The sequence below is a fragment of the Kribbella sp. NPDC004138 genome (assembly GCF_053603655.1).
In genome coordinates, this window is sequence record NZ_JBSGFZ010000005.1 from 87139 (window position 1) to 107869 (window position 20731).

A 20731-nucleotide genomic window follows, 5' to 3' on the forward strand; every position below is an offset into this window, starting at 1 on the left:
GCGTGAAGACGAGGCTATTGCTGTTGTTCGTGCCCTTCCTGGTCGCCGGTTGCGGATCGAATGCGACGCAGGAGGTCGCGGCCGGCACTCCCGGCGTACTCGTCGAGGACGCGTGGGTGCGGGCGACGACCGGCGCCAAGGACACCACGATGACGGCCGCGTTCATGGCGCTGACCAACCCCGGCGACACCGACGTGAAGTTGACCTCGGCAACGTCACCGGTGGCCGGCGTCGTGCAGTTGCACGAGATGGCGACCCAGGACGGCAAGATGGTGATGCGTGAGAAGACCGGCGGGGTCACGGTCCCCGCCGGATCCCACGCCCACCTCTCCCCCGGCGGCGACCACATCATGCTGATGTCGCTGAAGCACCCCCTGAACCCCGGCGACGAGGTGCCCCTCACCTTGAAGTTCTCCGACAACAGCACCCACGACCTCAAAGTCCCCGTCAAAGCCTTCACCGAAGAAGAAGAGCACTACCACCCCACCCCCCGATGACCGCGCCCACCAGCGGCCCCTCGCGGCGGCGGTTGCTCGGCTTCGGCGGGCTGGCTGCTGCTGGGGTCGTGGCCGGCGCGACAGGTGTTGTTGCCGTTGGCGCCGAACGGACTACGGTGCAGCCTCCGGCGCGGGCGATCTCGCCGTACGGAACGCATCAGGCGGGGATCGCACGCGCGGCGCCGGCGTCGGCCGAGCTGGTGGCATTCAAGCTGTCCACGGACCGGGCCGGGCTGGGACGGCTGATGCGGCTGTGGACCAATGACATCGTCGCGCTGGCGGACGGGCGTCCCGCGCCCGGCGACGCCGCGCCGGAGTTGGCGGTCGCGAACAAGGGGCTGACCGTGACGGTCGGGTTCGGGCCGCGGGTGTTCGACCTGACCGGACAGCGGCCGGCCGGGCTGGACGATCTGCCGGTGATGCGGCACGACCGGCTGGAGGCCGGTTGGTCGGGCGGGGATCTGCTGGTGATGGTCGGCGCGGACGATGCGGTGAGCGTGGTGCATGCCGTCCGGCGGCTGGTCGCGGACGCGAAGCCGTTCGCGACCCCGGTCTGGCGGCAGACCGGCTTCTGGGACAGCACCGGCCCGAACGGCGAACCGGTCACCGGCCGCAACCTCTTCGGCCAGGTCGACGGCACCGGAAACCCCGCCTTCGGTACGCCGGAGTTCGACCGGACCGTCTGGTCGGCCGACGGCCCTGACTGGTTCCGCGACGGTACGACGCTCGTCGTCCGGCGGATCCGGATGAACCTCGACACCTGGGACGAGCTGACCCGCTCCGAGCAGGAACGCGCCGTCGGCCGCAAGCTGTCCACCGGCGCGCCGCTGACCGGCACCGCCGAGCACGACGACCTCGACCTCGAGGCCCGCGACGCCGACGGCCGCCCGGTCATCGCCCAGAACGCCCACGCCCGGCTCTCCCACCATTCCGAGAACGACGGCCGCCGGATCTTCCGCCAGGGTCTCAACTACGTCCACGACACCGGCGCTGCCCGCGAGTCCGGCCTGATCTTCCTCAGCCACCAGGCCGACATCGCCGGCCAGTTCCTCCCGCTGCTGACCCGGCTGGACGCCGTCGACGCTCTCAACGAGTGGACGACCACCATCGGCTCCGCCGTCTTCGCCCTCCCGCCCGGTTTCCGGCCCGGCGAGTGGCTCGGCCAGAAACTTCTCAGCTGACCTGTCACCCTGCGACGCTCGTCATGACGTTGTAGGGGTGTGGGGATGACAGCCGAGGACGACTTCGACGAGTTCGTGCGCGCGCGGTGGAGCGCCACCGCACGACTCGCGTACGCCCTGACCCTGGACCACCAGAAGGCCGAGGACCTGGCGCAGGACGCGTTCACCAAGCTCTGGTTCCACTGGCGGAAGCTGCGGACCGGCAGTCCCGAGGCTTACCTCCGCAAGATCGTCACCAGCACGTTTCTGTCCGGACGACGCCGCCGCTGGCACGGCGAACACCCGACCGACACGCCGCCGGAATCGATCGTCGACGCCGGCACCACGCAGGTGGAGGAACGCCTCGCCCTCCGCGAGGCGATGGCACGCCTCAGCCCGCGCCAGCGCGCCGCCGTCTACCTCCGGTACGCCGAGGACCTGCCCGAGCGGACTGTCGCCGAGCTGCTCGGATGCTCCGTCGGAGCCGTCAAGCAACACACCCGGCGGGGCCTGGAAACGCTCCGCGTCGACATCACGTTCGCCACCCCGGACGAGCTGGCCGACCTGGCCGGAAAGGAGATCCGATGACCGACGACCCGAACCGGCTGTCCGAGGACCTGGGCGCGAAGTTGGCCCTGCTCACCGCCGAGCGCCCCGAGCCCGCCGACCCCGCCGTGCAGGTACGGCTGCGGATCAAGCGCCGCCAGGTACGTCGCCGTACCACCGCCGCGGCGATCACCGCGGCGGCGGTGACCGCGGTCGTCGTGGTGGCGAGCTCAGCGCTGGGCTCCCTGCGGTCCGCGGAGCCAGGCGTCGCCACCTCTTCGTCGACGGCCCCTGCCCCCGCGCTGCAGACCCAGCATCTCGGCTTCAAGTACACCCCGCTTCCGTCGCCCTGGTCCGACGAGCCGGCGTTCACGACGCAGCCGGACTCGCTCAAGTACGCACCGGCCTTCTACGTCGCCCGGGGCAGCATCCCGAACGAGAGCTGGGCAGTCGCGTCGTACATCAGGTCCGGCTGCCTCGTCGTCACCGACGAAGGTCCGGCGAAGGCCTTCGGCGGCGCCGACGCCTGCTTCAGCGAGAACTGGCAGCCAGGGCAACTCGCGCAGTACCGGGCCGTCCCGGCGGATGTCCCGAACCTCTCGTCGCCGATGCACCTCACGCTGGTCATGGGCGCCGTGGCCGCCGACGCACGCAAGGTGCGGGTCACCGCCGGCGGCAAGACCTACGACACCGACGCCGTCGGTACGCCGAACAGCAGTCGCCTGCGCTTCTTCGCGCTGGTCATCGACGCGGCCGACGTCACCTCCGTCACCCCGCTGACCGCCACCGGCCGGCAGGCGCCCGGCCCGCGTGGACGCTGAACAAGGTCGCACCGGGTAGCTGTGCTCCAGGTGTGGAAGGGCGGCGCTTCCCGGACACCGATCAGCCTATGGTTGAACCTTCACCTAGAGAGCCCTCTCCGGCGTGTTGCCGACGGGCGAGCAGGCGCCGGCGCGGTTCGATCTCGTCGATCCAGTCGAGGTCGTCGGACAGGACGGCGTCGTTGGACCGATCGGCGTACGGGTCCGGGGGCGGCGGCGCCGGCGGCAGGGCGCGGAGTTTGAGGGCCACCATCGGGATCGCCAGCAGGACGCCGACCACCATCCACGGCCAGTACTCGCGCAGCAGCGGCTCGAAGGACTGGAAGAAGGCCTCGGTCGAGGCGTTGCCGACGGCGTCCATCGGCTTCCCGGTCGACTGGCTGACCAGCCGGACCGACGCCACGATGCCGAAGCAGACCAGGTAGAACCCGGCCAGCGGGAGCCAGGACCCCACCGACCGCCAACCGCGCTTCCAGCACGCGACGTACAGCAGGAGCGCGAGCCCGGCCCCGACCAGCAGCCCGTTGAGCTGCCACAGCCACCGCCAGTCGGCCAGCTGCTCGGCCGGGCGCAGCGCGCTCCAGGCCACCGGCAGCGCCAGCGCGAACGCGGCGACCACCGAGCTCCGGGCGCCGAGGGCGCCGAAGAACCCGCCGAGAGCGCTTGCCACCAGCAACGTGATCAGCAGGTCGCGCTCGCCGATGGAGTTCCCGGTCAGCCACCACATGCCCGCGGCAACGACCAGCACCACCGGTACGGCGATCCGGATCCGCCCGATCAGCAGCCCCGCCAGCACCCCGCCGGCGAAGCCCCCGAGCACCACGAGGTCGATCCGCGGCGGCACGAAGGACGTCGTACCCTCCGGCAGGCCCTTCAGGTAGGTCGCGGAGAAGCCGCCCACGAACCAGGCGACCACCGCGGCCGGGATCGACCACAGGTAGCGCATCACAACCCCGTTCCCACCCCGACAGTCCCGTTGCGGGGGCGGAAGGGGCTAGCGCTGGGCTCTCTCGACCTTGCTCTTCAAGGTCTCCGGTGTGTCGACAGTAGCCCCCTCGGACCGCAACCAGTCGTCAAGACTCGCCCGATGCTGCAGAGACATCACTGCCACCACGTCGCCGGGCCGGGCTTCCGCGACCAGCGCCTGCGCCGCCGCCAGCTCGGTCGGGAACGCCGGTACGTCGGTCACGCCGACCGAGGCGGCCCCCTCGCGGAACACCGCCTCGAGCTCCTCCGGCGGCCGTCCGCGCAGGTAGTCGCTCTTGTGGCCGATCGCCACCCGGTCGGTGGCCCGCGCGCCCATCGCGCCGAGCGCCGCGACCATGTCGTCGGCCCGGTCCCCCGGCGATCCGAGCGCCAGCATCAGCCGGCCGCCTTCCGGCCGGACGCCGTTCATGATCTCGAGCAGCGCCTCCAGCCCGGCCTCGTTGTGCGCCAGGTCGATGACGACGGTGAAGCCGCGCAGCGAGTACATGTTCATCCGGCCGGGGTTGTTCTCGTTCGGCGCGAACGTGCTCAGTCCCTCGATCACGGCGGCCCGCGGCAACCCGAGACCGAGCGCCGCCGACGCCGCGGCCAGCGTGTTCTCGACGTTGTAGTGCGACAGCCCGGACAGCGTCATCGGTACGTCGACCACCTTGAGCAGCGGCTCCGGGTCGCGGGCGTTGTCGAGCACCGTGACGAACCCGTCCAGCACGGTCGTCGCCCGGCCGCCCTCGTCGAGCACGGTCCGGATCGACGGCGAGTCGGGGTCGCGGGAGAACACCCAGCACTTGGCCGGCGAGCCCAGCCGCATCGCGAACGTCCGCGGGTCGTCGCCGTTCACCACGCACCAGCCGCGCGGCCGGGTGATCTGGGTGATCACGGCCTTCACCTCGGCGAGCTGGTCGATGGTGTCGATCCCGCCCAGGCCGAGGTGGTCCGCGGTGACGTTGGTCACCACCGACACGTCGTTGTACGCGACGCCGATGCCGCGGCGCAGGATCCCGCCGCGGGCCGTCTCGGTGACCGCGAGCTGGATGCCCGGCTGCGACAGCACCTGTCCCGCGCCGCTCGGGCCCGAGAAGTCGCCGTACTTCACCAGTTCGCCGTCGAAGTACACGCCGTCGGTGCTCGACCAGCCGACGTGCAGCCCGGCGGCCCGCCCGATGTGCGCGATCATCCGCGACGTGGTGGTCTTGCCGTTCGTCCCGGTGACCGCGACGACCGGCACCTTCGGTCGCAGCGTCGGCGGCGGGTTGCCCGGCGGCTCGTCCCGGACCCGCTCGCCGACCGCAGCGATCAACTCGGTCAGGTCATCGGCACCGAACGCGTCGAGCACCTCGACGATCGCGGTGCCGAGCGCCCGCGCGCGACCCTCGTGCGCCCACGGGAACGCCACCACGAGCCGCCGTACATCGGCCTCCGGACGGACGCGGACACCGATCCGCCCGATCCCGGCTTCGCGGGCGATCCGCCGGACGACGTGGCCGACGACCCGGATCGCGAACCGCTGCCGGAAGCCGGACCCGATCCGCCCGGGACGGGTGGCGCCGAGACCGATCGCCTGCGCGTACGCCTTCGCCGCTGGTGCGGGCGCGTCCGCGATCGCCGACACGTCCAGCGTCAGCTTGATCGCAGCGCGGCTGAAGTAGAGGTTGGCGCCGTCGAGAACGCGGAGCTCCACCAAGGACGTTGCCACTACGCTCCCATCGCGTGGTAACCGCCGTCGACGTGCACGATCTCGCCGGTCGTCGCGGGGAAGAAGTCACTGAGCAGGGCGACGATGGTCCGCCCGGTGGGCTCGAGGTCCGACGGGTCCCAGCCCAGCGGGGCCCGGTCAAGCCACGGCTCCTCGAACTTCTCGAAGCCCGGGATCGCCTTCGCGGCCAGGGTCTTCAGCGGACCGGCCGAGACCAGGTTGCAGCGGATGCCCTGGGCGCCGAGGTCCCGCGCCAGGTACCGGTTGGTGGATTCGAGGGCCGCCTTCGCCACGCCCATCCAGTCGTACCCGGGCCAGGCCACGGTCGCGTCGAACGTCATCCCGACGACGCTGCCGCCGCGGCTCATCAGCGGCGCGCAGGTGACGGCGAGCGCCTTCAGGCTGTACGCCGACACGTGCACGGCCTGCGCCACGTCGTCCCACGGGCCGTCCAGGAACTTGCCGCCGAGGATCGTCTCCGGGTTGCCGTACGCGATCGAGTGCACGACCCCGTCCAGCCCGTCGACGTGCTCGCGGACGGCGTCCGGCAGCGCGGCCAGGTGCTCGGCGTTCGTGACGTCGAGCTCCAGGACCGGCGGCTCGGTCGGCAGCCGCTTCGCGATCCGCTTGGTGATGCTCAGCGCGCGGCCGAAGTTCGAGATCAGCACGGTCGCGCCCTGTTCCTGCGCGACCTTGGCCGTGGCGAAGCCGATCGACGAGTCGAGGGTGACTCCGGCGACCAGGATCCGCTTGCCGTCGAGGATGCCCATCAGTTGCCCATCCCGATCCCGCCGTCGACCGGGATCACCGCGCCGGTGATGTAGCCGGCCTCCTCCGACGACAGCCAGCGGACCGCGTTCGCGATCTCTTCGGTCAGGCCGAAGCGGCCGAGCGGGATCTGGCTCAGGTACTGCTTCTGGGTCTCCTCCGGCAGCACCGCGGTCATGTCGGTCTCGACGAAGCCGGGGGCGACCACGTTCGCGGTGATGCCGCGGCTGCCCAGCTCGCGGGCGATCGAGCGGGCCATGCCGATCAGGCCGGACTTGCTGGCCGCGTAGTTCACCTGGCCGGGCGAGCCGAGCAGGCCGACCACCGACGAGATGAACACGATCCGGCCCTTGCGCAGCCGCAGCATGCCCTTCGCGGCCCGGCGGGCGACCCGGAACGAGCCGGTGAGGTTGGTTTGCAGGACCGCGTCCCAGTCGTCGTCGGACATCCGCAGCAGCAGCGTGTCGCGGGTGATGCCGGCGTTGGCCACCAGCACCTCGACCGGCCCGTGCTGCTCCGCGATCGTGTCGAACGCGGCGTCGACCTGCTCCTGGTCGGTGATGTCGCACTTGACCCCGAGGAAGCCCTCCGGCGGCGGGCTGGTGTTGTACGTGACCGCGACCTGGTCGCCCGCTTCCTTGAACGCGGTCGCGATCGCCAGCCCGATCCCGCGGCTACCGCCGGTCACCAACACTGACCTACCCACAAGCCCTCCTCACATCGCCGGACGGAGGAACGCTATCCCACCGGGGCGGGTGCTCCCGACTTCGCGGGACCTGTCAGGAGTCTTCGAGCCGGAAGCCGACCTTCATCGTCACCTGGTAGTGGTCGATCTGGTTGTCGGAGAGGTGGCCGCGGATGTCGGTCACCTCGAACCAGTCGAGGTGCCGCAGCGTCTCCCCGGCGCGGGTGATCCCGTTGGTGATCGCCTGGTTCAGACCCTCTTTCGAGGTGCCGACGATCTCGGTGACCCGGTAGGTGCGGTTACTCATCGCCGTCCTCGCTTCGCTGCGGGCGGCGCTGAGGCACGATCGGACTGCGTTGAATGATTCCCTCGCTTCGCTCGGTCATGACAAACCTCTCTCCAGCCTGGCCACGCCCGGGCTCGGTTGCCGAACCGGCGCGGCGTACCGTTGTTGTGAGGAGGATAGATGTCGAAACGCCAGGAGCGGAGCGACGCCACGGTCATCTCGGTGACGAGCGCGCAGCCCGGCCGGTCCGAGGACCTGGACAGCCGGATCGTGCGCTACGCGTGGATGATGTCGATCCGGATCGTCTGCTTCGTGCTCGCCGTCGTCACGCCGTCGCCGTGGCGCTGGCTGTTCGTCGTCGGTGCGATCGCCCTGCCGTACTTCGCGGTGGTGCTGGCGAACGCCCACCGGTCCTCGACCCAGCCCGCCGCGGATCCGTACGTGGCGCCCGCCCGGCCCGCGATCGGGGACCGTCCGACGGTCGTCGTACGGGCCGAGAACGACACGTCCGAGGACCCTTCCGGCGACCCTTCCGAGGACCGTACGGCCGACACCGAAAAGTGATCTCGGCCGGGACTGGAAAACTTGGACTGATCCGTGTCAGAATCTCCCGCGTGCTCTGAAGTTCATCAGTGAAATTCAGGGACTTGATGCGGCGTCGGACGGCTCCCCCCGTGGCTGTCCGACGTCGCTTCATTTTGCCCAGGCTATTGATTATTGAGACATCAGGAATGCAGAGGAATGGCACCCGCGGATGACTGAAGAAGACACACCTGCGGTCTGCTCCGCCAAGGGCTGCGGGAACCCGGCGACCTGGGCCTTGCTGTGGAACAACCCGAAGATCCACACCCCCGACCGGCGCAAGACCTGGCTGGCGTGCGACGAACACAAGGACAGCTTGTCCGACTTCCTCGGGCGCCGGTCATTCCTGCGCGAGGTCGAGCCATTCGTCAGGTGAATACCTAGTACCGAAAAAGCACATTTCCGGATTGGGCCGGTATCACCGTCAACCGCCGATCGCGGACATCGGCCGCGCGGGTTGCAGGAAGCTCGGGTCGTTGATGCCGTGACCCGGCAGTTTGTTGAGCATCGCACGACGCCAGCGATCGGCCAGCTCGGCGTCGTCGGCGCCGGCCCGCAGCGCGCTCCGCAGGTCCGACTCGGTGCGCGCGAACAGGCAGTCCCGGACCTGGCCGTCGGCGGTCAGCCGGACCCGGTCGCAGTCCCCGCAGAACGGGCGCGTCACCGAGGCGATGATGCCGACGGTTCGCGGCCCGCCGTCGACCAGGAACGACTCGGCCGGCGCACTGCCGCGCTTCGAGGCGTCGTCCGGTGTCAGGTGGAACCGCTCGGTGAGCATGCCGAGGATCTCGTCCGCGGTGATCATCGTCGTCCGGTCCCAGCCGTGCTGGGCGTCCAGCGGCATCTGCTCGATGAACCGCAGTTCGTAGCCGCGTTCGAGGCAGAACTCCAGCAACTGCGGCGCATCCGCGTCGTTCACGCCGCGCATGAGGACCGCATTCACCTTCACCGGCGTCAGGCCGGCGTCGTGCGCGGCCTGCAGGCCCGCGAGCACGTCCTTCAGCCGGTCCCGCCGGGTGAGCTTCTGGAACGTCTCCGCGTCGACCGTGTCGAGGCTCACGTTCACGCGGTCCAGACCGGCCTCCTTCAGCGCGGCCGCCGAGCGCGCGAGACCGATCCCGTTCGTGGTCAGCGACACCTCGGGGCGCGGGTCGAGGCTCGTCGTCCGGGCGACGATGTCGACCAGGCCGCGGCGCAGCAGCGGTTCGCCGCCGGTGAAGCGGATCTCGTGCACGCCCAGGTGGGTGACGGCGATCGAGACCAGGCGGACGATCTCGTCGTCGGTGAGCAGCTCGGGCTTCGCCAGCCAGTCCAGGCCCTCTTCCGGCATGCAGTACGTGCACCGCAGGTTGCACCGGTCCGTGAGCGAGACGCGCAAGTCGGTTGCGACCCGGCCGTACCGGTCCGCCAGCCCTGTTCGCGTCACTTCGGGGGTCGCCGTCACGCCCCCAGCGTACGTGCCGCGCGCCGGTCGTTTCAGGGCATGGCTTAAGTTCGAGACGTGGGTCGCTTGATGAACGTCCGCTGGATCGCCGCCGCGCTCGGCGTGCTCCTCCTCGCCGGCGTGTGTGTGCAGCTCGGTCGCTGGCAGCTGCACCGCCTCGACGAACGCAAGGCGCGCAACGAGGTGACCCGGACCAACCTCGCCGCGCCCGCGGCGCCGATCGACCAGATTGTCGGCCCGCCGGGTGTCGTGGGTGACCAGCATGCGTGGCGGACCGCTGTCGTCACCGGGCGGTACGACGCCTCGAAGCAGGTGGTGCTGAAGTACCGCAACGTGCAGGACAAGCCCGGCTTCGAGATCGTCACACCGCTGGTCCTCGCCGACGGCAAGGCGGTGCTCGTCGACCGCGGGTTCCTGGCCCGGCAGAGCTCGGAGCTGATGCCGCTGCACGTTCCCCCGGTGCCGGCCGGTGAGGTGACCGTCACCGGCCGCCTGCAACGCAGCGAGCGCGGCGGCCGCACGAACGGCGGCACCCCGGACGACGGTACGGCGCGGCTCATCAACGGGCCCGACTACGCGAAGGTGCTCGGGCTGGAGCTGTACGACGGCTACCTCACGATCGACAAGCAGGAACCGGCCAACGACCCGGCGTTCAGCGGGTTCCCCGGTCCGGAGATCGACGACGGGCCGCACTTCTTCTACGCGCTGCAGTGGTTCTTCTTCGCGCTGCTGGCGCTCGGCGGCCTGGTGTACTTCTCCCGCCAGCAGACCCGGGACGCCGGTCCGCAGCCGCCAGTTGTTGCTGCGCGCAACGAAACCCCGGAACCCGTGAAGCACGGCGACTGACGCGCTGTTTGCCGTCGGCCACGAACGGTCGAGGTGCGCGGCCGGGGGCGGTGCGGCAGGATGGTGGTGTGGACCTTGGACTACGCGACCGCACCTACATCGTCACCGGCGCCAGCGCCGGGCTCGGTTTCGCCACCGCGAAGGCGCTGGCCGCCGAAGGTGCCCGGCTGGTCATCTCCAGCCGCAACGAGGAATCGATCGCGCGCGCGGCCGCCGAGCTCGGCGAGAACGTCGTGGGCATCCCGGTCGACAACGCGGCCCCGGACAGTGCGGAGCGGCTGGCCGCGACCGCGATCGCCAAGTGGGGCGCGCTGCACGGCGCGCTGATCAGCGTCGGCGGTCCGCGCGCCGGGACGGCGCTGGACACCGACGAGGAGGACTGGCGGGCGGCGTTCGACAGCGTGTTCCTCGGCGGCCTGCGGATCGCTCGCGCGGTCGCCCGGGCGGGCGCGGAGGACACCTCGATCGCGTTCGTGCTGTCGTCGTCGGTGAAATCCCCGATCAACGGGCTGGCGATCTCGAACGGCCTGCGGCCCGGGCTCGCCATGGTGGCCAAGACACTGGCCGACGAGCTCGGGCCGAACGGGATCCGGGTGAACGGGCTGATGCCGGGCCGGATCGCCACCGACCGGCTGAAGGAGCTGGACGGCAGGTCCGCCGACCCCGACGCCGCCCGGCGCGCCGCCGAGAAGACCATCCCGCTGCGCCGCTACGGCTCCCCCGACGAGTTCGGCCGGGTCGCCGCGTTCGTCCTGTCCCCCGCCGCGTCGTACGTCACCGGCGCGATCATCCCGATCGACGGCGGCGCCCTCCGCGCTCTCTGAGAGCCTCCATCACCCCCACTGGCCGGGGACGTAGTCGCCGGCCGGCTGCTGGGTGATGACGTTGAGGCGGTTCCAGGTGTTGATGCCGGCGATGGCCGCGACCAGGGCGCCGAGCTGCTCCTCGTCGTAGTGCTTGGCAGCGTTCAGCCAGACGTCGTCGGGAACGCCGCCGGCCGCGTCGGCGATTCGGGTGCCGGCTTCGGCCAGCGCGAGCGCGGCGCGCTCCGCCTCGGTGTAGACGGTGGCTTCGCGCCAGGTCGCGACCAGGTTGATCCGGACCGCGGTCTCGCCGTGGTGCGCGAGATCCTTCGAGTGCATGTCGACGCAGTACGCGCAGCCGTTGATCTGGCTGACCCGCAGCTCGACCAGCTCCAGTGTGGCCAGCGGTACGCCGGCGTCCATCGCGCCCCGGGCCGCGGTGTTGAGGTGCTTGACGAACTTGCCGAGGACGGGGTTGGTGAACAGATCCAGACGAGCATCCATAACAGGTGTCTCCTAGCGAATGAGCAGGTTGATGACACCTATTCCGACAAGGTAGGCACGCATGTTGTGAGGTGACGTCAGTCACCAATCCGATTGCCCTGCTCGTCCCAGTGCTCGGCGACCTTCTTGCTCGGCTGGACCCGCGGCGGCTCCCCCGGCATCTTCGGGTAGTCGGGCGGGAAGTTCAGCTCGCCGCCGGGGAGCTCCTCCCAGAGCCGTAGCAGCGCGTCCAGCGGGTACGCCGTTTCGTCCATACCGGCCCACGGGTCGCCGTCGCTGAGGTACTCCGGAACCGTGTGCAGGTTGAAGGCGCGGGGATCGTCGAGCTCGGCGAGCCGCTCCCAGGTCACCGGCGTACTGACCGGGGCGCCCGGCCGGGGCCGCAGTGACCAGGCGCCCGCGACGGTGCGGTCGCGGAGGTTCTGGTTGAAGTCGAGGAAGATCGAGGCCTCGCCGCGCTCCTCCTTCCACCAGGCGGTGGTGACGCCGTCGTCGCGGCGCTCGAGCTCGCGGCCGAGGCCGATCGCGGCGTGCCGGACCTCGTCGAAGGTCCACTCCGGCCGGATCCGCACGTAGATGTGGATGCCCCGGTTGCCGCTGGTCTTCGCGTACCCGCGCAGGCCCAGCTCCTCCAGGAGCTCCCGAGCGACGCCGGCCACCCGGCGCGCGTCGGCGAAGGTCGCACCAGGCTGCGGGTCGAGGTCGATGCGCAGCTCGTCGGGATGCTCGAGGTCACGGCTGCGGACGGCCCACGGGTGGAAGGTCAGCGTGCCCATCTGAGCCGCCCACACGGCCGCGGCGGGCTCGGTCAGGCACAGCTCGTCGATCGGGCGGCCGTTCGGGGTCAGGACCCTGCAGGTCACGAGCCAGTCCGGCGCGCCCTTCGGAAGGCGCTTGGAGTAGAAGCCGTCGCCCGTCTGCCGGCCGGTCGTGTCCACCGACAGCTTCATGCCCTCGCGCCAGCCGCCGGGCCAGCGCTCGAGGGCGACCGGGCGGTCGCCCGACGCGTGCATGAACGCGGGAGCGACGCTGATGAAGTACTCGCAGACCTGCAGCTTCGTGACCTCCGGAGCCCACTCGGTCGCCTCGTAGACCACCCGCTCGGGACTGGACACCCGGACCTCACGGTCCCCCACGGTGAGCATCACCGGTGTGCTCTTCGCCATGCAGCGACCGTATCGCCCCGCCCGGACACAGCGGCCGGATTTCCGTGCGCCGCACGGGAAAGGCAACTTTTCTCGACCTCTGGCCACGGTAGGTGACCGAGCGGTAACGTTCCTGCACCTCGTTCCTGGGGCGTGAGGCCTCCGGGACACCTGACAAGGAGCGCGAGGATGAACAGATCCGCCCTGTTCGCCGCTGCGACTGCAGTGGCGACCACCACCGCCCTCGGACTGACCAGCGCCACCACAGCAACGGGAGCGCCGACGGCGTCCCCTGTCCCCAGCCCCGCCGCGGCCGTCGCCAAGGCCAAGGAGGCGATCAGCGGCAACCTGACCGCGCTACGGGCCACCACGGCCGACGCGTTCGTGGTCAAGGACGTGATCGTCGACCAGGACGGCTCCAGCCACGTCCGGATGGACCGCACGATCGGCGGCCTCCCGGTCCTCGGCGGCGACGTCGTCGTCCACCAGTCGAAGGACGGCGCCTTCAAGGGCGCCAGCCTGACGCTGAGCAAGAGCGCGAACGTCGGCCGGACGCCGAAGCTCGGCAGCGCGACCGCGACCGCGAAGGCGGTTGCCAGGGGCCTCAAGGCCGACGGCAAACCGAGTCTGGTGATCGAGGCCCGCAAGGGCGCGCCACGGCTCGCCTACCTGGTCACGGCGGTCGGCACCCAGGCCGACGGCACGCCGAGCCGCATCACCACGACCGTCGACGCCCTGACCGGCGCGAAGCTCGTGAGCGAGCAGCACATCGAGACCGCGACCGGCGACGGCAAGAGCCTGTACAGCGGGACCGTGCCGCTGCAGACCTCCACGGCGACCGGCGGCTACACGCTGACCGACGCCACCCGCGGCGGCGGCTACACCGCCGACGCGAACAACAAGACCGACTCGCTGCTGTGCCAGCTGTTCGGGTTCGGCTGCACGGCCCCGACCCGGTTCACCGACGCGGACAACCACTGGGGCACCGGGGTCAACACCGACCGCGCCACGGCGGCCGTCGACGCGCACTACGGCGCCGCGACGACGTTCGACTACTACAAGAACGTGCACGGCCGGAACGGCATCTTCGGCGACGGCAAGGGCGTCCCGAGCCGCGTGCATTACGGCTCGAACTACGTGAACGCGTTCTGGGACGGCAAGCAGATGACGTACGGCGACGGCGACAACGTCGTCGCGGGTCCGCTGGTCTCGATCGACGTGGCCGGCCACGAGATGTCCCACGGCGTCACCGAGCACACCGCGAACCTGACCTACTCCGGTGAGTCCGGCGGTCTGAACGAGGCCACCAGCGACATCTTCGGCACGCTGGTCGAGTTCTACTCCAACAACGCCTCCGACCCCGGTGACTACTACATCGGCGAGGAGATCATGAAGGACCGCCCGGCGCTGCGGTTCATGGACAAGCCGAGCAAGGACGGCAACTCCGCGGACTGCTGGTCGTCCGGGGTCGGCAACCTCGACGTGCACTACTCCTCGGGCGTGGCGAACCACTTCGCCTACCTGCTCGCCGAGGGCACCGGTGCGAAGACGATCGGCGGCCTGCCGCACAACGCGTCGACCTGCAACGGCACGACGCTGGCCGGCATCGGGCGCGACAAGCTCGGCAAGATCTGGTTCCGCGCGCTGTCGACGTACATGACCAGCGGTACGACGTACGCGCAGGCCCGGACCGCGACGCTGAACGCGGCCACCGACCTGTACGGCGCCAGCAGCCCGGAGCGGGCCGCGGTCGCCGCCACCTGGTCGGCTGTGAGCGTCAACTGACGCAATAGGTCTCGTCGGGTCCTGTCCCACTGGGGCGGACAGGACCCGACGAACAAACGCTTTGTCCCCCATATCGCATTGCCCTCTGCTGTGTGCGGACCTACCGTCACAGACATGGGTGGGGACCCCGGGGAGGGGCCGCGACTACGGACCGCGCGGCCGGTACTGCTCGTCGTCGACGCTGACCCGGAGCGTCTGGAGCGGTGCGAGACAGAGCTGGATCGTGGTTTCGGCGCGGACTTCCGGGTCCGCGGCGAAGTGACGGCCGCTGCCGCCCTCGACTGCCTGCGGCGGGCCCGCGACTGGGAGCAACGGGTCGCGGTCGTGATGGTCGACCATTCGCTGCCCGACGAAGAGCGGGCCGAGATCCTCGCGGCGTCGCGGACGCTGCATCCCGACGCACGCCGCGCGCTGCTGATCGAGTGGGGCGCCTGGGCGGAGCGGACGACGGCGTCGGCGATCCTGTCCGCGATGGCGGTCGGCGATATCAACTACTACGTGCTGAAGCCGTGGATCGCGCACGACGAGCTGTTCCACCGGACAGTGGCGGAGTTCGTCCAGGAGTGGTCGCGGTACGAGGTCGCCAACTGGCGCGAGGTGGTCGTGATCGCGGCCCCGAACTCGGTCCGCGGTCAGGCGATCCGCAGCCTGCTGGCCCGCAACGGGATCCCGAGCGCGTTCCGGGAGAGCGGCTCGGCGCTCGCGAACGACGCGCTGGAGTTCATCGGCGAGCCCGATCCCGGCGACGGCGTGCTGGTGTGGATGCCGGCGGTGGGCGGTCCGGTGCTGCACGATCCGACCGACGTGGAGATCGCCGAGGCGTGGGGCGTCCCGACCACACTCGCGCCGGACGAGGAGCGGTCGTTCGACCTGCTGGTCGTCGGGGCCGGACCGGGTGGGCTGGCCGCGGCCGTGTACGGGTCGTCGGAAGGGCTGCGGACGCTGGTCGTCGAGCGCGAGTCGATCGGCGGCCAGGCGGGCACCAGTTCGCTGATCCGCAACTACCTGGGGTTCTCGCGGGGCATCCGCGGCTCGGAGCTGGCCCAGCGCGGCTACCAGCAGGCGTGGGTGTTCGGGGCGCATTTCCTGCTGATGCGCACGGTGGAGCGACTCGAGAAGCGTGGGGACGTGTTCGTCGCGGAGATCGGCGCAGTGGGCGAGGTCACGGCGCGGGCCGTCGTTCTGGCGAGCGGCGTGTCCTACCGGCGCCTGGCCGTACCGTCGCTGGAGAAGCTCGTCGGGGCGGGGGTGTACTACGGCGCGAGCGTCTCGGAGGCGCACGGGTTGAAGGACCGGGACGCGTGCGTGGTCGGCGGCGGAAACTCGGCCGGCCAGGCGGTCCTGCACCTCGCGCGGTACTGCCGCCGGGTGCTGCTGGTGATCCGTGGCGAGGACCTGTCGGCGAGCATGTCGCAGTACCTCATCGACGCGATCGACGCCGCGGACAACGTCATCGTCCGGGCGTCGAGCGAGGTGGTCGGCGGGGGCGGCGACGGCCGGCTGCAGGAGGTCGTCCTGCGGGACCGGCGGACCGGTGCCGAGGAGACGATCCCGGTCGACGGATTGTTCGTGATGATCGGTGCGGTTCCCGGGACCGAGTGGCTGCCGGAGCAGGTGGGACGGGATCCGCACGGGTTCGTGCTGACCGGGTCGGACGCCGCGACGGATCCTCGGTGGCACGAGGACCGGCCGCCACAGCCGTACGAGACGACGGTGCCCGGGCTGTTCGCGGTCGGGGACGTGCGGAGCGCTTCGGTGAAGCGGGTGGCGTCCGCGGTCGGTGAGGGATCGGTGGTGGTCTCGCAGATCCACACCCATCTCAAGGTTCGCTCGGATGCTTGAGCGCCGGTTCGTGTACTCACCGGCGATGGTCGGCCTGACCGCGCTGGTGCTGATGATCCCGCTCGCGGGCCTGATGCTGCTGCTGCAAAGGCCACAGCTCGACGTGCACTTCGAGCACCACCCCACGCACTTCTGGCTCGTGCTGCTGACCGCCGCGCTCAGCGCCGTCCTCGCCTACACGACCGGAGCGGCCGCCGTACGACGGGGTGACGCGCGGGTGCTGTTCGTGTCGCTGGCGTTCCTGTCGGCCGCCGGGTTCCTGGGCCTGCACGCGCTGGCGACGCCGAAGGTGCTCCTGGACACGCCCAACGCCGGCTTCACGCTCGCCACACCGGTAGGCGTGGCGCTGGCGTCGGTGTTCGCGTTCCTGTCGAGCCTGACCGTCTCCGGCATCACGTTGGGGCGAAGGCTGCGGGTCGCTCTGCTCGTGCTGATGGCGTTGTGGGCACTGGCCTCGGTGTTGCGGCTGTGGCCGCTGCACGGCCGCGCCGTTCCCGAGGTTGCCGACGGCATCCTCGCCGCGCTCGCCATACCGACCATCCTGCTGTACGTCGTCGCCGCGGCCCGGTACCTGCGGACGTGGTGGGCGCGGCCCTCGCTGATGCTGCTGTCGATGATCTCCGCGTTCGTGTTGCTCGGCGAGGCGATGGTCGCGCTGGTGTTCGCCCGCAACTGGGCGCTGTCGTGGTGGGAGTGGCACGTGCTGCTGCTCTCCGCGTTCGTGCTGGTCGTCGTGGGCGTCCGGATCCAGTGGTACGAGGAGCGGTTCGCCGACCTGTACCAGGAAGACACCGTGTCCGGGCAGCGCGAGCTGAGCGTCCTGTTCGCGGACCTGCAGGGGTTCACCGCGTTCTCCGAGCAGCACGAGCCGGCCGAGGTCACGGCGATGCTCAACACGTACTTCGAGGTCGTCGTACCGCCGGTGGTCCGGCGGCACGGCGGCGACGTGGACCGGATCATCGGGGACGCGCTGATGGTCACGTTCAACAAGCGCGGCGACCAGCCTGACCACGCGCGGCGGGCGGCCGAGGCCGGTCTGGCGCTGCAGGAGGCGGCCACCGCCATCCGGGCGGCGCACCCGAACTGGCCGCAGTTCCGGGTGGGGGTCAACAGCGGGATCGCGTCCGTCAGCCTGCTCGGGACGGAGGGCGGACGGACCCACACGGTCATCGGCGACACGGTGAACGTGGCGTCGCGGATCGAGGGCAAGGCTCCGGGCGGGGCGGTCGCGATCGGGGCGGCCACGAAGGCGCTGCTGCCGCAGGCCCGCACCGAGTCGCTCGGACTGGTGAGCTTGAAGGGCAAGGCCGAGCCCGTCGAGGTGTTCCGGCTGGTCGCGCTCGGGTGAAGGATCACCCGTGCCTTTCGGACGGGCACCGGGTGTTCACGTGTTGGACCTTGGAACGGCCGCGTGCCGGTGTGAGAATCCGGGCCATGTCTGCCCTGTACCTACCACGGCGCCGCGTGGGCGCTCTCGTGGTCGCTTCAAGTCTTGCCTTAGCCGGCGCCGCCGCACTGGTCGCCCGGCCTGCCGACGCCGCGTCCACCGACGTGGTCGTCACCGAGGTGTACGGCGGTGGCGGCAACAGCGGTGCGCCGTACACGAACGACTTCGTGGAGCTGACCAACAACAGCTCGGCCCCGGTCGACGTGAGCGGCTGGTCGATCCAGTACGCGTCCTCGACCGGCTCGTCGTGGCAGGTCACCAAGCTGACCGGCACCATCGCGCCGGGTACGGCGTACCTGGTCCAGGAGGGTGGCGGCGCCAACGGCCAGCCGATGCCGACGCCGAACGTGACCGGGACCATCCCGATGTCCGCGAGCAGCGGCAAGGTCGCCCTGGTCACCAACCAGACCGCGCTCGCCTGTGGCGCCAGCTGCCACGCGGACCCGGCCGTCAAGGACTACGTCGGCTACGGCACCGCGACCGACTCCGAGACCGCGCCGGCGCCGGGTCTGTCGAACACCACCTCGGCCGCGCGGGTCGACCCGAAGCAGGACACCGACAACAACAGCGCCGACTTCGCCGCGGGCAACCCGTCGCCGGGCACGCTCACCGGCGGTCCCGCCGAGCCGCCCGTCGACGCGAAGATCCACGACATCCAGGGCGCCGCGCACCGCTCCCCGCTGGAGGGCAAGAAGGTCGCGAACGTCACCGGTGTGGTGACGGTCAAGGGCAGCAACGGCTTCTGGTTCCAGGACCCGCAGCCGGACGCCGACCCGGCCACCAGCGAGGGCCTGTTCGTGTTCACGAGCTCCGCGCCGACGGTCTCCGTCGGTGACGCCGTCACGGTCGAGGGCTCGGTCGCCGAGTTCCGCCCGGGCGGTTCCGGCGGTACGACGAACCTGACGACCACCGAGCTGACCAACACGAAGGTCACGGTAACGGCTTCGGGGACCGGTACCGCCGCGGTCCCGGCGCCGACCATCGTCGGCTCGGGCGGCCGGGTGCCGCCGTCGACGGTGATCGAGGACGACGCGTCCGGCGACGTCGAGACGACCAGCACCGCGTTCGACCCGGCCACCGACGGCCTCGACTTCTGGGAGTCGCTGGAGGGCATGTGGCTGGGCATCGACCAGCCCCAGGTCACCGGGCCGACGAGCTCGTTCCGTGAGCTGTCCGTCGTGGCGGCCGGCGCGGGTGTGCGTACGGTGCGCGGCGGCATCCTGCTGCAGAAGACCGACAGCAACCCGGAGCGGGTGCTGCTGGACGACGTCCTGACGCCCATTCCGGACGCAAAGACCGGCGACAAGCTGGCTGGTGTGGTGACGGGTGTCCTCGACTACTCGTTCGGCAACTTCAAGCTGCTGCCGACAACGACGCCGACCGTGATCGACGGCGGCGTCACGCGGGAGACGACCAAGGCCTCGTCTCCGGTGCAGCTGTCGGTGGCGACGTTCAACGTGGAGAACCTGGACCCGTCCGACGGTGACGCCAAGTTCGACGGGCTCGCGCAGGCCGTCGTCCACAACCTCGCCTCGCCGGACATCCTCGGCCTCGAGGAGGTGCAGGACGACGACGGCGCCGTCAACTCCGGTACGACGACCGCGGACAAGACGCTCGGCCTGCTCGCCGCGGCGATCGTGAAGGCGGGCGGCCCGCAGTACGCCTGGCGGCAGATCGACCCGGTGAACAACGCCGAGGGCGGTGAGCCGGGCGGCAACATCCGGGTCGCCTTCCTGTACCGGACGGACAAGCCGTTGAAGTTCGTGGACCGGCCGGGCGGCGGCTCGACGGTCGCGACCACGATCGTCACCGACGCCGCGGGCCGGCCGCACCTGAGCTCGTCGCCGGGCCGCGTCGACCCGGCGAACCCCGCCTGGGCCGCCACCCGGGTGCCGCTCGCGGGCGAGTTCAAGTGGCACGGGCAGACCGTGTTCGTGGTCGTGAACCACTTCAGCTCCAAGGGCGGTGACAACCCGCTGTGGGGTCGTTTCCAGCCGCCGGTGCAGGTCACCGCGGAGAAGCGGCACCAGCAGGCCGCAGTGGTGCGCGGGTTCGTGGACCAGATCCTGGCCAAGGACACGGGCGCGAACGTCGTCGTGCTGGGCGACCTGAACGACTTCGACTGGTCCGAGACCGCGGACATCCTGGTCGGCTCGGGCAAGACCGCGCTGATCGACCTGCCGCGGACCCTGCCGCTGCCGGAGCGGTACAGCTACGTGTTCGAGGGCAACAGCCAGATCCTCGACCAGATCCTGATCTCGCAGAACCTGCGGCCGGCGTCTGCGTACGACGTCGTGCACATGAACGCGGAGTTCCCGGACCAGATCTCCGACCACGACCCGCAGGTGGTGAAGCTGATCCCGCTGCCGTCCTGGGTGCGGTAACCGGAGTCTTACGTCGGTCGCCCGGGCGGGGTTTTCTTGCCCGGGCGACCGATACTGGTGTCGTGACTGATGACACCAAGCAGTACGCCGTACAGAAGTCCGACGCGGAGTGGAAGGCGCAGCTGTCCCCCGCCGAGTTCCACGTGCTGCGCCAGGCCGGCACCGAGCGGCCGTTCGTCGGCGAGTACACCGACACCAAGACGGTCGGCGTCTACAAGTGCCGGGCCTGTGACGCCGAGCTGTTCCGGAGCGAGACCAAGTTCGACTCGCACTGCGGGTGGCCGTCGTTCTTCGCGCCGCTGGCCGAGGACCGCGTCGAGTACATCGAGGACAGCACGCTCGGCATGAAGCGCGTCGAGGTCCGCTGCGCCAACTGCGGCTCCCACCTCGGCCACGTCTTCGAGGGCGAGGGCTACGGTACGCCCACCGATCTGCGCTACTGCATCAACAGCATCAGCCTGACCCTCACCCCGGCCTGACCTGCGCGCCGTTCGCCCGGTCGGGTC

Annotated in this window: 21 protein-coding genes; 13 read left to right on the top strand and 8 right to left on the bottom strand. The window is 70.4% G+C overall.

Annotated features, from left to right (window positions below):
• Positions 1–29: 29 nt before the first annotated feature.
• Genes ACWEOO_RS08335 through ACWEOO_RS08350 form a run of 4 tightly spaced genes read left to right on the top strand, consistent with a single transcriptional unit; the run spans position 30 to position 3024 of the window.
• Positions 30–497: a copper chaperone PCu(A)C gene (locus ACWEOO_RS08335; RefSeq protein WP_452142591.1), complete on the top strand. Its 468-nt coding sequence runs from the start codon at positions 30–32 to the stop codon at positions 495–497.
• A complete protein-coding gene (locus tag ACWEOO_RS08340; protein ID WP_452142411.1) occupies positions 494–1678 on the top strand; it encodes a Dyp-type peroxidase in 1185 nt (394 codons plus the stop codon). Before ACWEOO_RS08335 ends, ACWEOO_RS08340 begins: the two co-directional genes overlap by 4 nt.
• A 45-nt stretch (positions 1679–1723) precedes the next feature.
• Positions 1724–2245, top strand: a complete 522-nt coding sequence (locus ACWEOO_RS08345; protein WP_452142412.1) for a SigE family RNA polymerase sigma factor — start codon at positions 1724–1726, stop codon at positions 2243–2245.
• Positions 2242–3024, top strand: a complete 783-nt coding sequence (locus ACWEOO_RS08350; RefSeq protein ID WP_452142413.1) for a hypothetical protein — start codon at positions 2242–2244, stop codon at positions 3022–3024. The genes ACWEOO_RS08345 and ACWEOO_RS08350 overlap by 4 nt, the downstream gene beginning before the upstream one ends.
• 61 nt (positions 3025–3085) lie before the next feature.
• On the opposite strand, the gene ACWEOO_RS08355 is transcribed toward ACWEOO_RS08350, so the two are convergent.
• The 5 genes from ACWEOO_RS08355 to ACWEOO_RS08375 all read right to left on the bottom strand — a co-directional run bounded on the left by ACWEOO_RS08355 (position 3086) and on the right by ACWEOO_RS08375 (position 7464).
• A complete protein-coding gene (locus ACWEOO_RS08355; RefSeq protein ID WP_452142414.1) occupies positions 3086–3970 on the bottom strand; it encodes a hypothetical protein in 885 nt (294 codons plus the stop codon).
• Positions 3971–4018: 48 nt separating this feature from the next.
• Positions 4019–5704 (bottom strand): Mur ligase family protein, encoded by a 1686-nt coding sequence (locus tag ACWEOO_RS08360; RefSeq protein WP_452142415.1) that lies wholly within the window; start codon positions 5702–5704, stop codon positions 4019–4021.
• Positions 5704–6474 carry an enoyl-ACP reductase FabI gene (fabI, locus tag ACWEOO_RS08365; RefSeq protein WP_355479434.1) on the bottom strand — a complete coding sequence of 257 codons (771 nt, stop codon included), beginning with the start codon at positions 6472–6474 and terminating at the stop codon, positions 5704–5706. The genes ACWEOO_RS08360 and fabI overlap by 1 nt, the downstream gene beginning before the upstream one ends.
• Entirely contained in the window at positions 6474–7178 is a 705-nt protein-coding gene (fabG, locus tag ACWEOO_RS08370; RefSeq protein ID WP_355690565.1) for a 3-oxoacyl-[acyl-carrier-protein] reductase, read from the bottom strand. The genes fabI and fabG overlap by 1 nt, the downstream gene beginning before the upstream one ends.
• A 73-nt stretch (positions 7179–7251) precedes the next feature.
• On the bottom strand, positions 7252–7464 hold the full coding sequence (locus ACWEOO_RS08375) for a dodecin (protein ID WP_452142416.1): 213 nt from the start codon (positions 7462–7464) through the stop codon (positions 7252–7254).
• Between the two features lie 159 nt (positions 7465–7623).
• On the opposite strand from ACWEOO_RS08375, the gene ACWEOO_RS08380 reads away from it, so the two are divergent.
• Both ACWEOO_RS08380 and ACWEOO_RS08385 read left to right on the top strand, forming a co-directional pair.
• Complete coding sequence (locus ACWEOO_RS08380; protein ID WP_452142417.1) at positions 7624–8007, top strand: DUF3099 domain-containing protein; 384 nt, start codon at positions 7624–7626, stop codon at positions 8005–8007.
• Between the two features lie 190 nt (positions 8008–8197).
• Positions 8198–8401, top strand: coding sequence for a hypothetical protein (locus tag ACWEOO_RS08385; protein WP_452142418.1), 204 nt, complete (start codon positions 8198–8200; stop codon positions 8399–8401).
• Between the two features lie 48 nt (positions 8402–8449).
• On the opposite strand, the gene moaA is transcribed toward ACWEOO_RS08385, so the two are convergent.
• Positions 8450–9469, bottom strand: a complete 1020-nt coding sequence (moaA, locus tag ACWEOO_RS08390; protein WP_452142419.1) for a GTP 3',8-cyclase MoaA — start codon at positions 9467–9469, stop codon at positions 8450–8452.
• A 57-nt stretch (positions 9470–9526) separates the two neighbouring features.
• Here moaA and ACWEOO_RS08395 point away from each other — a divergent pair, with 57 nt between their 5' ends.
• Together ACWEOO_RS08395 and ACWEOO_RS08400 are read left to right on the top strand one after the other, a co-directional pair.
• Positions 9527–10315, top strand: a complete 789-nt coding sequence (locus ACWEOO_RS08395; RefSeq protein WP_452142420.1) for an SURF1 family cytochrome oxidase biogenesis protein — start codon at positions 9527–9529, stop codon at positions 10313–10315.
• A gap of 68 nt (positions 10316–10383) precedes the next feature.
• Positions 10384–11139 (top strand): SDR family oxidoreductase, encoded by a 756-nt coding sequence (locus tag ACWEOO_RS08400; RefSeq protein WP_359929416.1) that lies wholly within the window; start codon positions 10384–10386, stop codon positions 11137–11139.
• Between the two features lie 9 nt (positions 11140–11148).
• Here ACWEOO_RS08400 and ACWEOO_RS08405 read toward each other — a convergent pair whose 3' ends face one another.
• Together ACWEOO_RS08405 and ACWEOO_RS08410 are read right to left on the bottom strand one after the other, a co-directional pair.
• Positions 11149–11622 carry a carboxymuconolactone decarboxylase family protein gene (locus tag ACWEOO_RS08405; RefSeq protein WP_355690554.1) on the bottom strand — a complete coding sequence of 158 codons (474 nt, stop codon included), beginning with the start codon at positions 11620–11622 and terminating at the stop codon, positions 11149–11151.
• Between the two features lie 77 nt (positions 11623–11699).
• Positions 11700–12788: a DNA polymerase domain-containing protein gene (locus ACWEOO_RS08410; protein ID WP_452142421.1), complete on the bottom strand. Its 1089-nt coding sequence runs from the start codon at positions 12786–12788 to the stop codon at positions 11700–11702.
• Positions 12789–12956: 168 nt separating this feature from the next.
• Between ACWEOO_RS08410 and ACWEOO_RS08415 the strand changes: the two genes are divergently transcribed.
• The 5 genes from ACWEOO_RS08415 (at position 12957) to msrB (ending at position 20704) form a co-directional block, all read left to right on the top strand.
• On the top strand, positions 12957–14552 hold the full coding sequence (locus ACWEOO_RS08415) for a M4 family metallopeptidase (protein WP_452142422.1): 1596 nt from the start codon (positions 12957–12959) through the stop codon (positions 14550–14552).
• A gap of 114 nt (positions 14553–14666) precedes the next feature.
• Entirely contained in the window at positions 14667–16394 is a 1728-nt protein-coding gene (locus ACWEOO_RS08420) for an FAD-dependent oxidoreductase (RefSeq protein WP_452142423.1), read from the top strand.
• Complete coding sequence (locus tag ACWEOO_RS08425) at positions 16387–17742, top strand: adenylate/guanylate cyclase domain-containing protein (RefSeq protein ID WP_452142424.1); 1356 nt, start codon at positions 16387–16389, stop codon at positions 17740–17742. The genes ACWEOO_RS08420 and ACWEOO_RS08425 overlap by 8 nt, the downstream gene beginning before the upstream one ends.
• 86 nt (positions 17743–17828) lie before the next feature.
• Positions 17829–20225 (top strand): lamin tail domain-containing protein, encoded by a 2397-nt coding sequence (locus tag ACWEOO_RS08430; RefSeq protein ID WP_452142425.1) that lies wholly within the window; start codon positions 17829–17831, stop codon positions 20223–20225.
• 62 nt (positions 20226–20287) lie between these two features.
• Positions 20288–20704 carry a peptide-methionine (R)-S-oxide reductase MsrB gene (gene msrB, locus ACWEOO_RS08435; protein WP_359929427.1) on the top strand — a complete coding sequence of 139 codons (417 nt, stop codon included), beginning with the start codon at positions 20288–20290 and terminating at the stop codon, positions 20702–20704.
• The last annotated feature ends 27 nt before the right edge of the window (positions 20705–20731 follow it).

Excerpts from the sequence above, each read along its gene's own strand:
- fabI (WP_355479434.1), bottom strand. The coding sequence starts at position 6,474 with ATGGGCATCCTCGACGGCAAGCGGATCCTGGTCGCCGGAGTCACCCTC.
- ACWEOO_RS08375 (WP_452142416.1), bottom strand. The coding sequence starts at position 7,464 with ATGAGTAACCGCACCTACCGGGTCACCGAGATCGTCGGCACCTCGAAA.
- ACWEOO_RS08420 (WP_452142423.1), top strand. The coding sequence starts at position 14,667 with ATGGGTGGGGACCCCGGGGAGGGGCCGCGACTACGGACCGCGCGGCCG.
- ACWEOO_RS08410 (WP_452142421.1), bottom strand. The coding sequence starts at position 12,788 with ATGGCGAAGAGCACACCGGTGATGCTCACCGTGGGGGACCGTGAGGTC.
- ACWEOO_RS08355 (WP_452142414.1), bottom strand. The coding sequence starts at position 3,970 with ATGCGCTACCTGTGGTCGATCCCGGCCGCGGTGGTCGCCTGGTTCGTG.
- ACWEOO_RS08350 (WP_452142413.1), top strand. The coding sequence starts at position 2,242 with ATGACCGACGACCCGAACCGGCTGTCCGAGGACCTGGGCGCGAAGTTG.
- ACWEOO_RS08345 (WP_452142412.1), top strand. The coding sequence starts at position 1,724 with ATGACAGCCGAGGACGACTTCGACGAGTTCGTGCGCGCGCGGTGGAGC.
- ACWEOO_RS08380 (WP_452142417.1), top strand. The coding sequence starts at position 7,624 with ATGTCGAAACGCCAGGAGCGGAGCGACGCCACGGTCATCTCGGTGACG.
- ACWEOO_RS08340 (WP_452142411.1), top strand. The coding sequence starts at position 494 with ATGACCGCGCCCACCAGCGGCCCCTCGCGGCGGCGGTTGCTCGGCTTC.
- ACWEOO_RS08430 (WP_452142425.1), top strand. The coding sequence starts at position 17,829 with ATGTCTGCCCTGTACCTACCACGGCGCCGCGTGGGCGCTCTCGTGGTC.
- ACWEOO_RS08425 (WP_452142424.1), top strand. The coding sequence starts at position 16,387 with ATGCTTGAGCGCCGGTTCGTGTACTCACCGGCGATGGTCGGCCTGACC.
- ACWEOO_RS08415 (WP_452142422.1), top strand. The coding sequence starts at position 12,957 with ATGAACAGATCCGCCCTGTTCGCCGCTGCGACTGCAGTGGCGACCACC.
- ACWEOO_RS08405 (WP_355690554.1), bottom strand. The coding sequence starts at position 11,622 with ATGGATGCTCGTCTGGATCTGTTCACCAACCCCGTCCTCGGCAAGTTC.
- ACWEOO_RS08385 (WP_452142418.1), top strand. The coding sequence starts at position 8,198 with ATGACTGAAGAAGACACACCTGCGGTCTGCTCCGCCAAGGGCTGCGGG.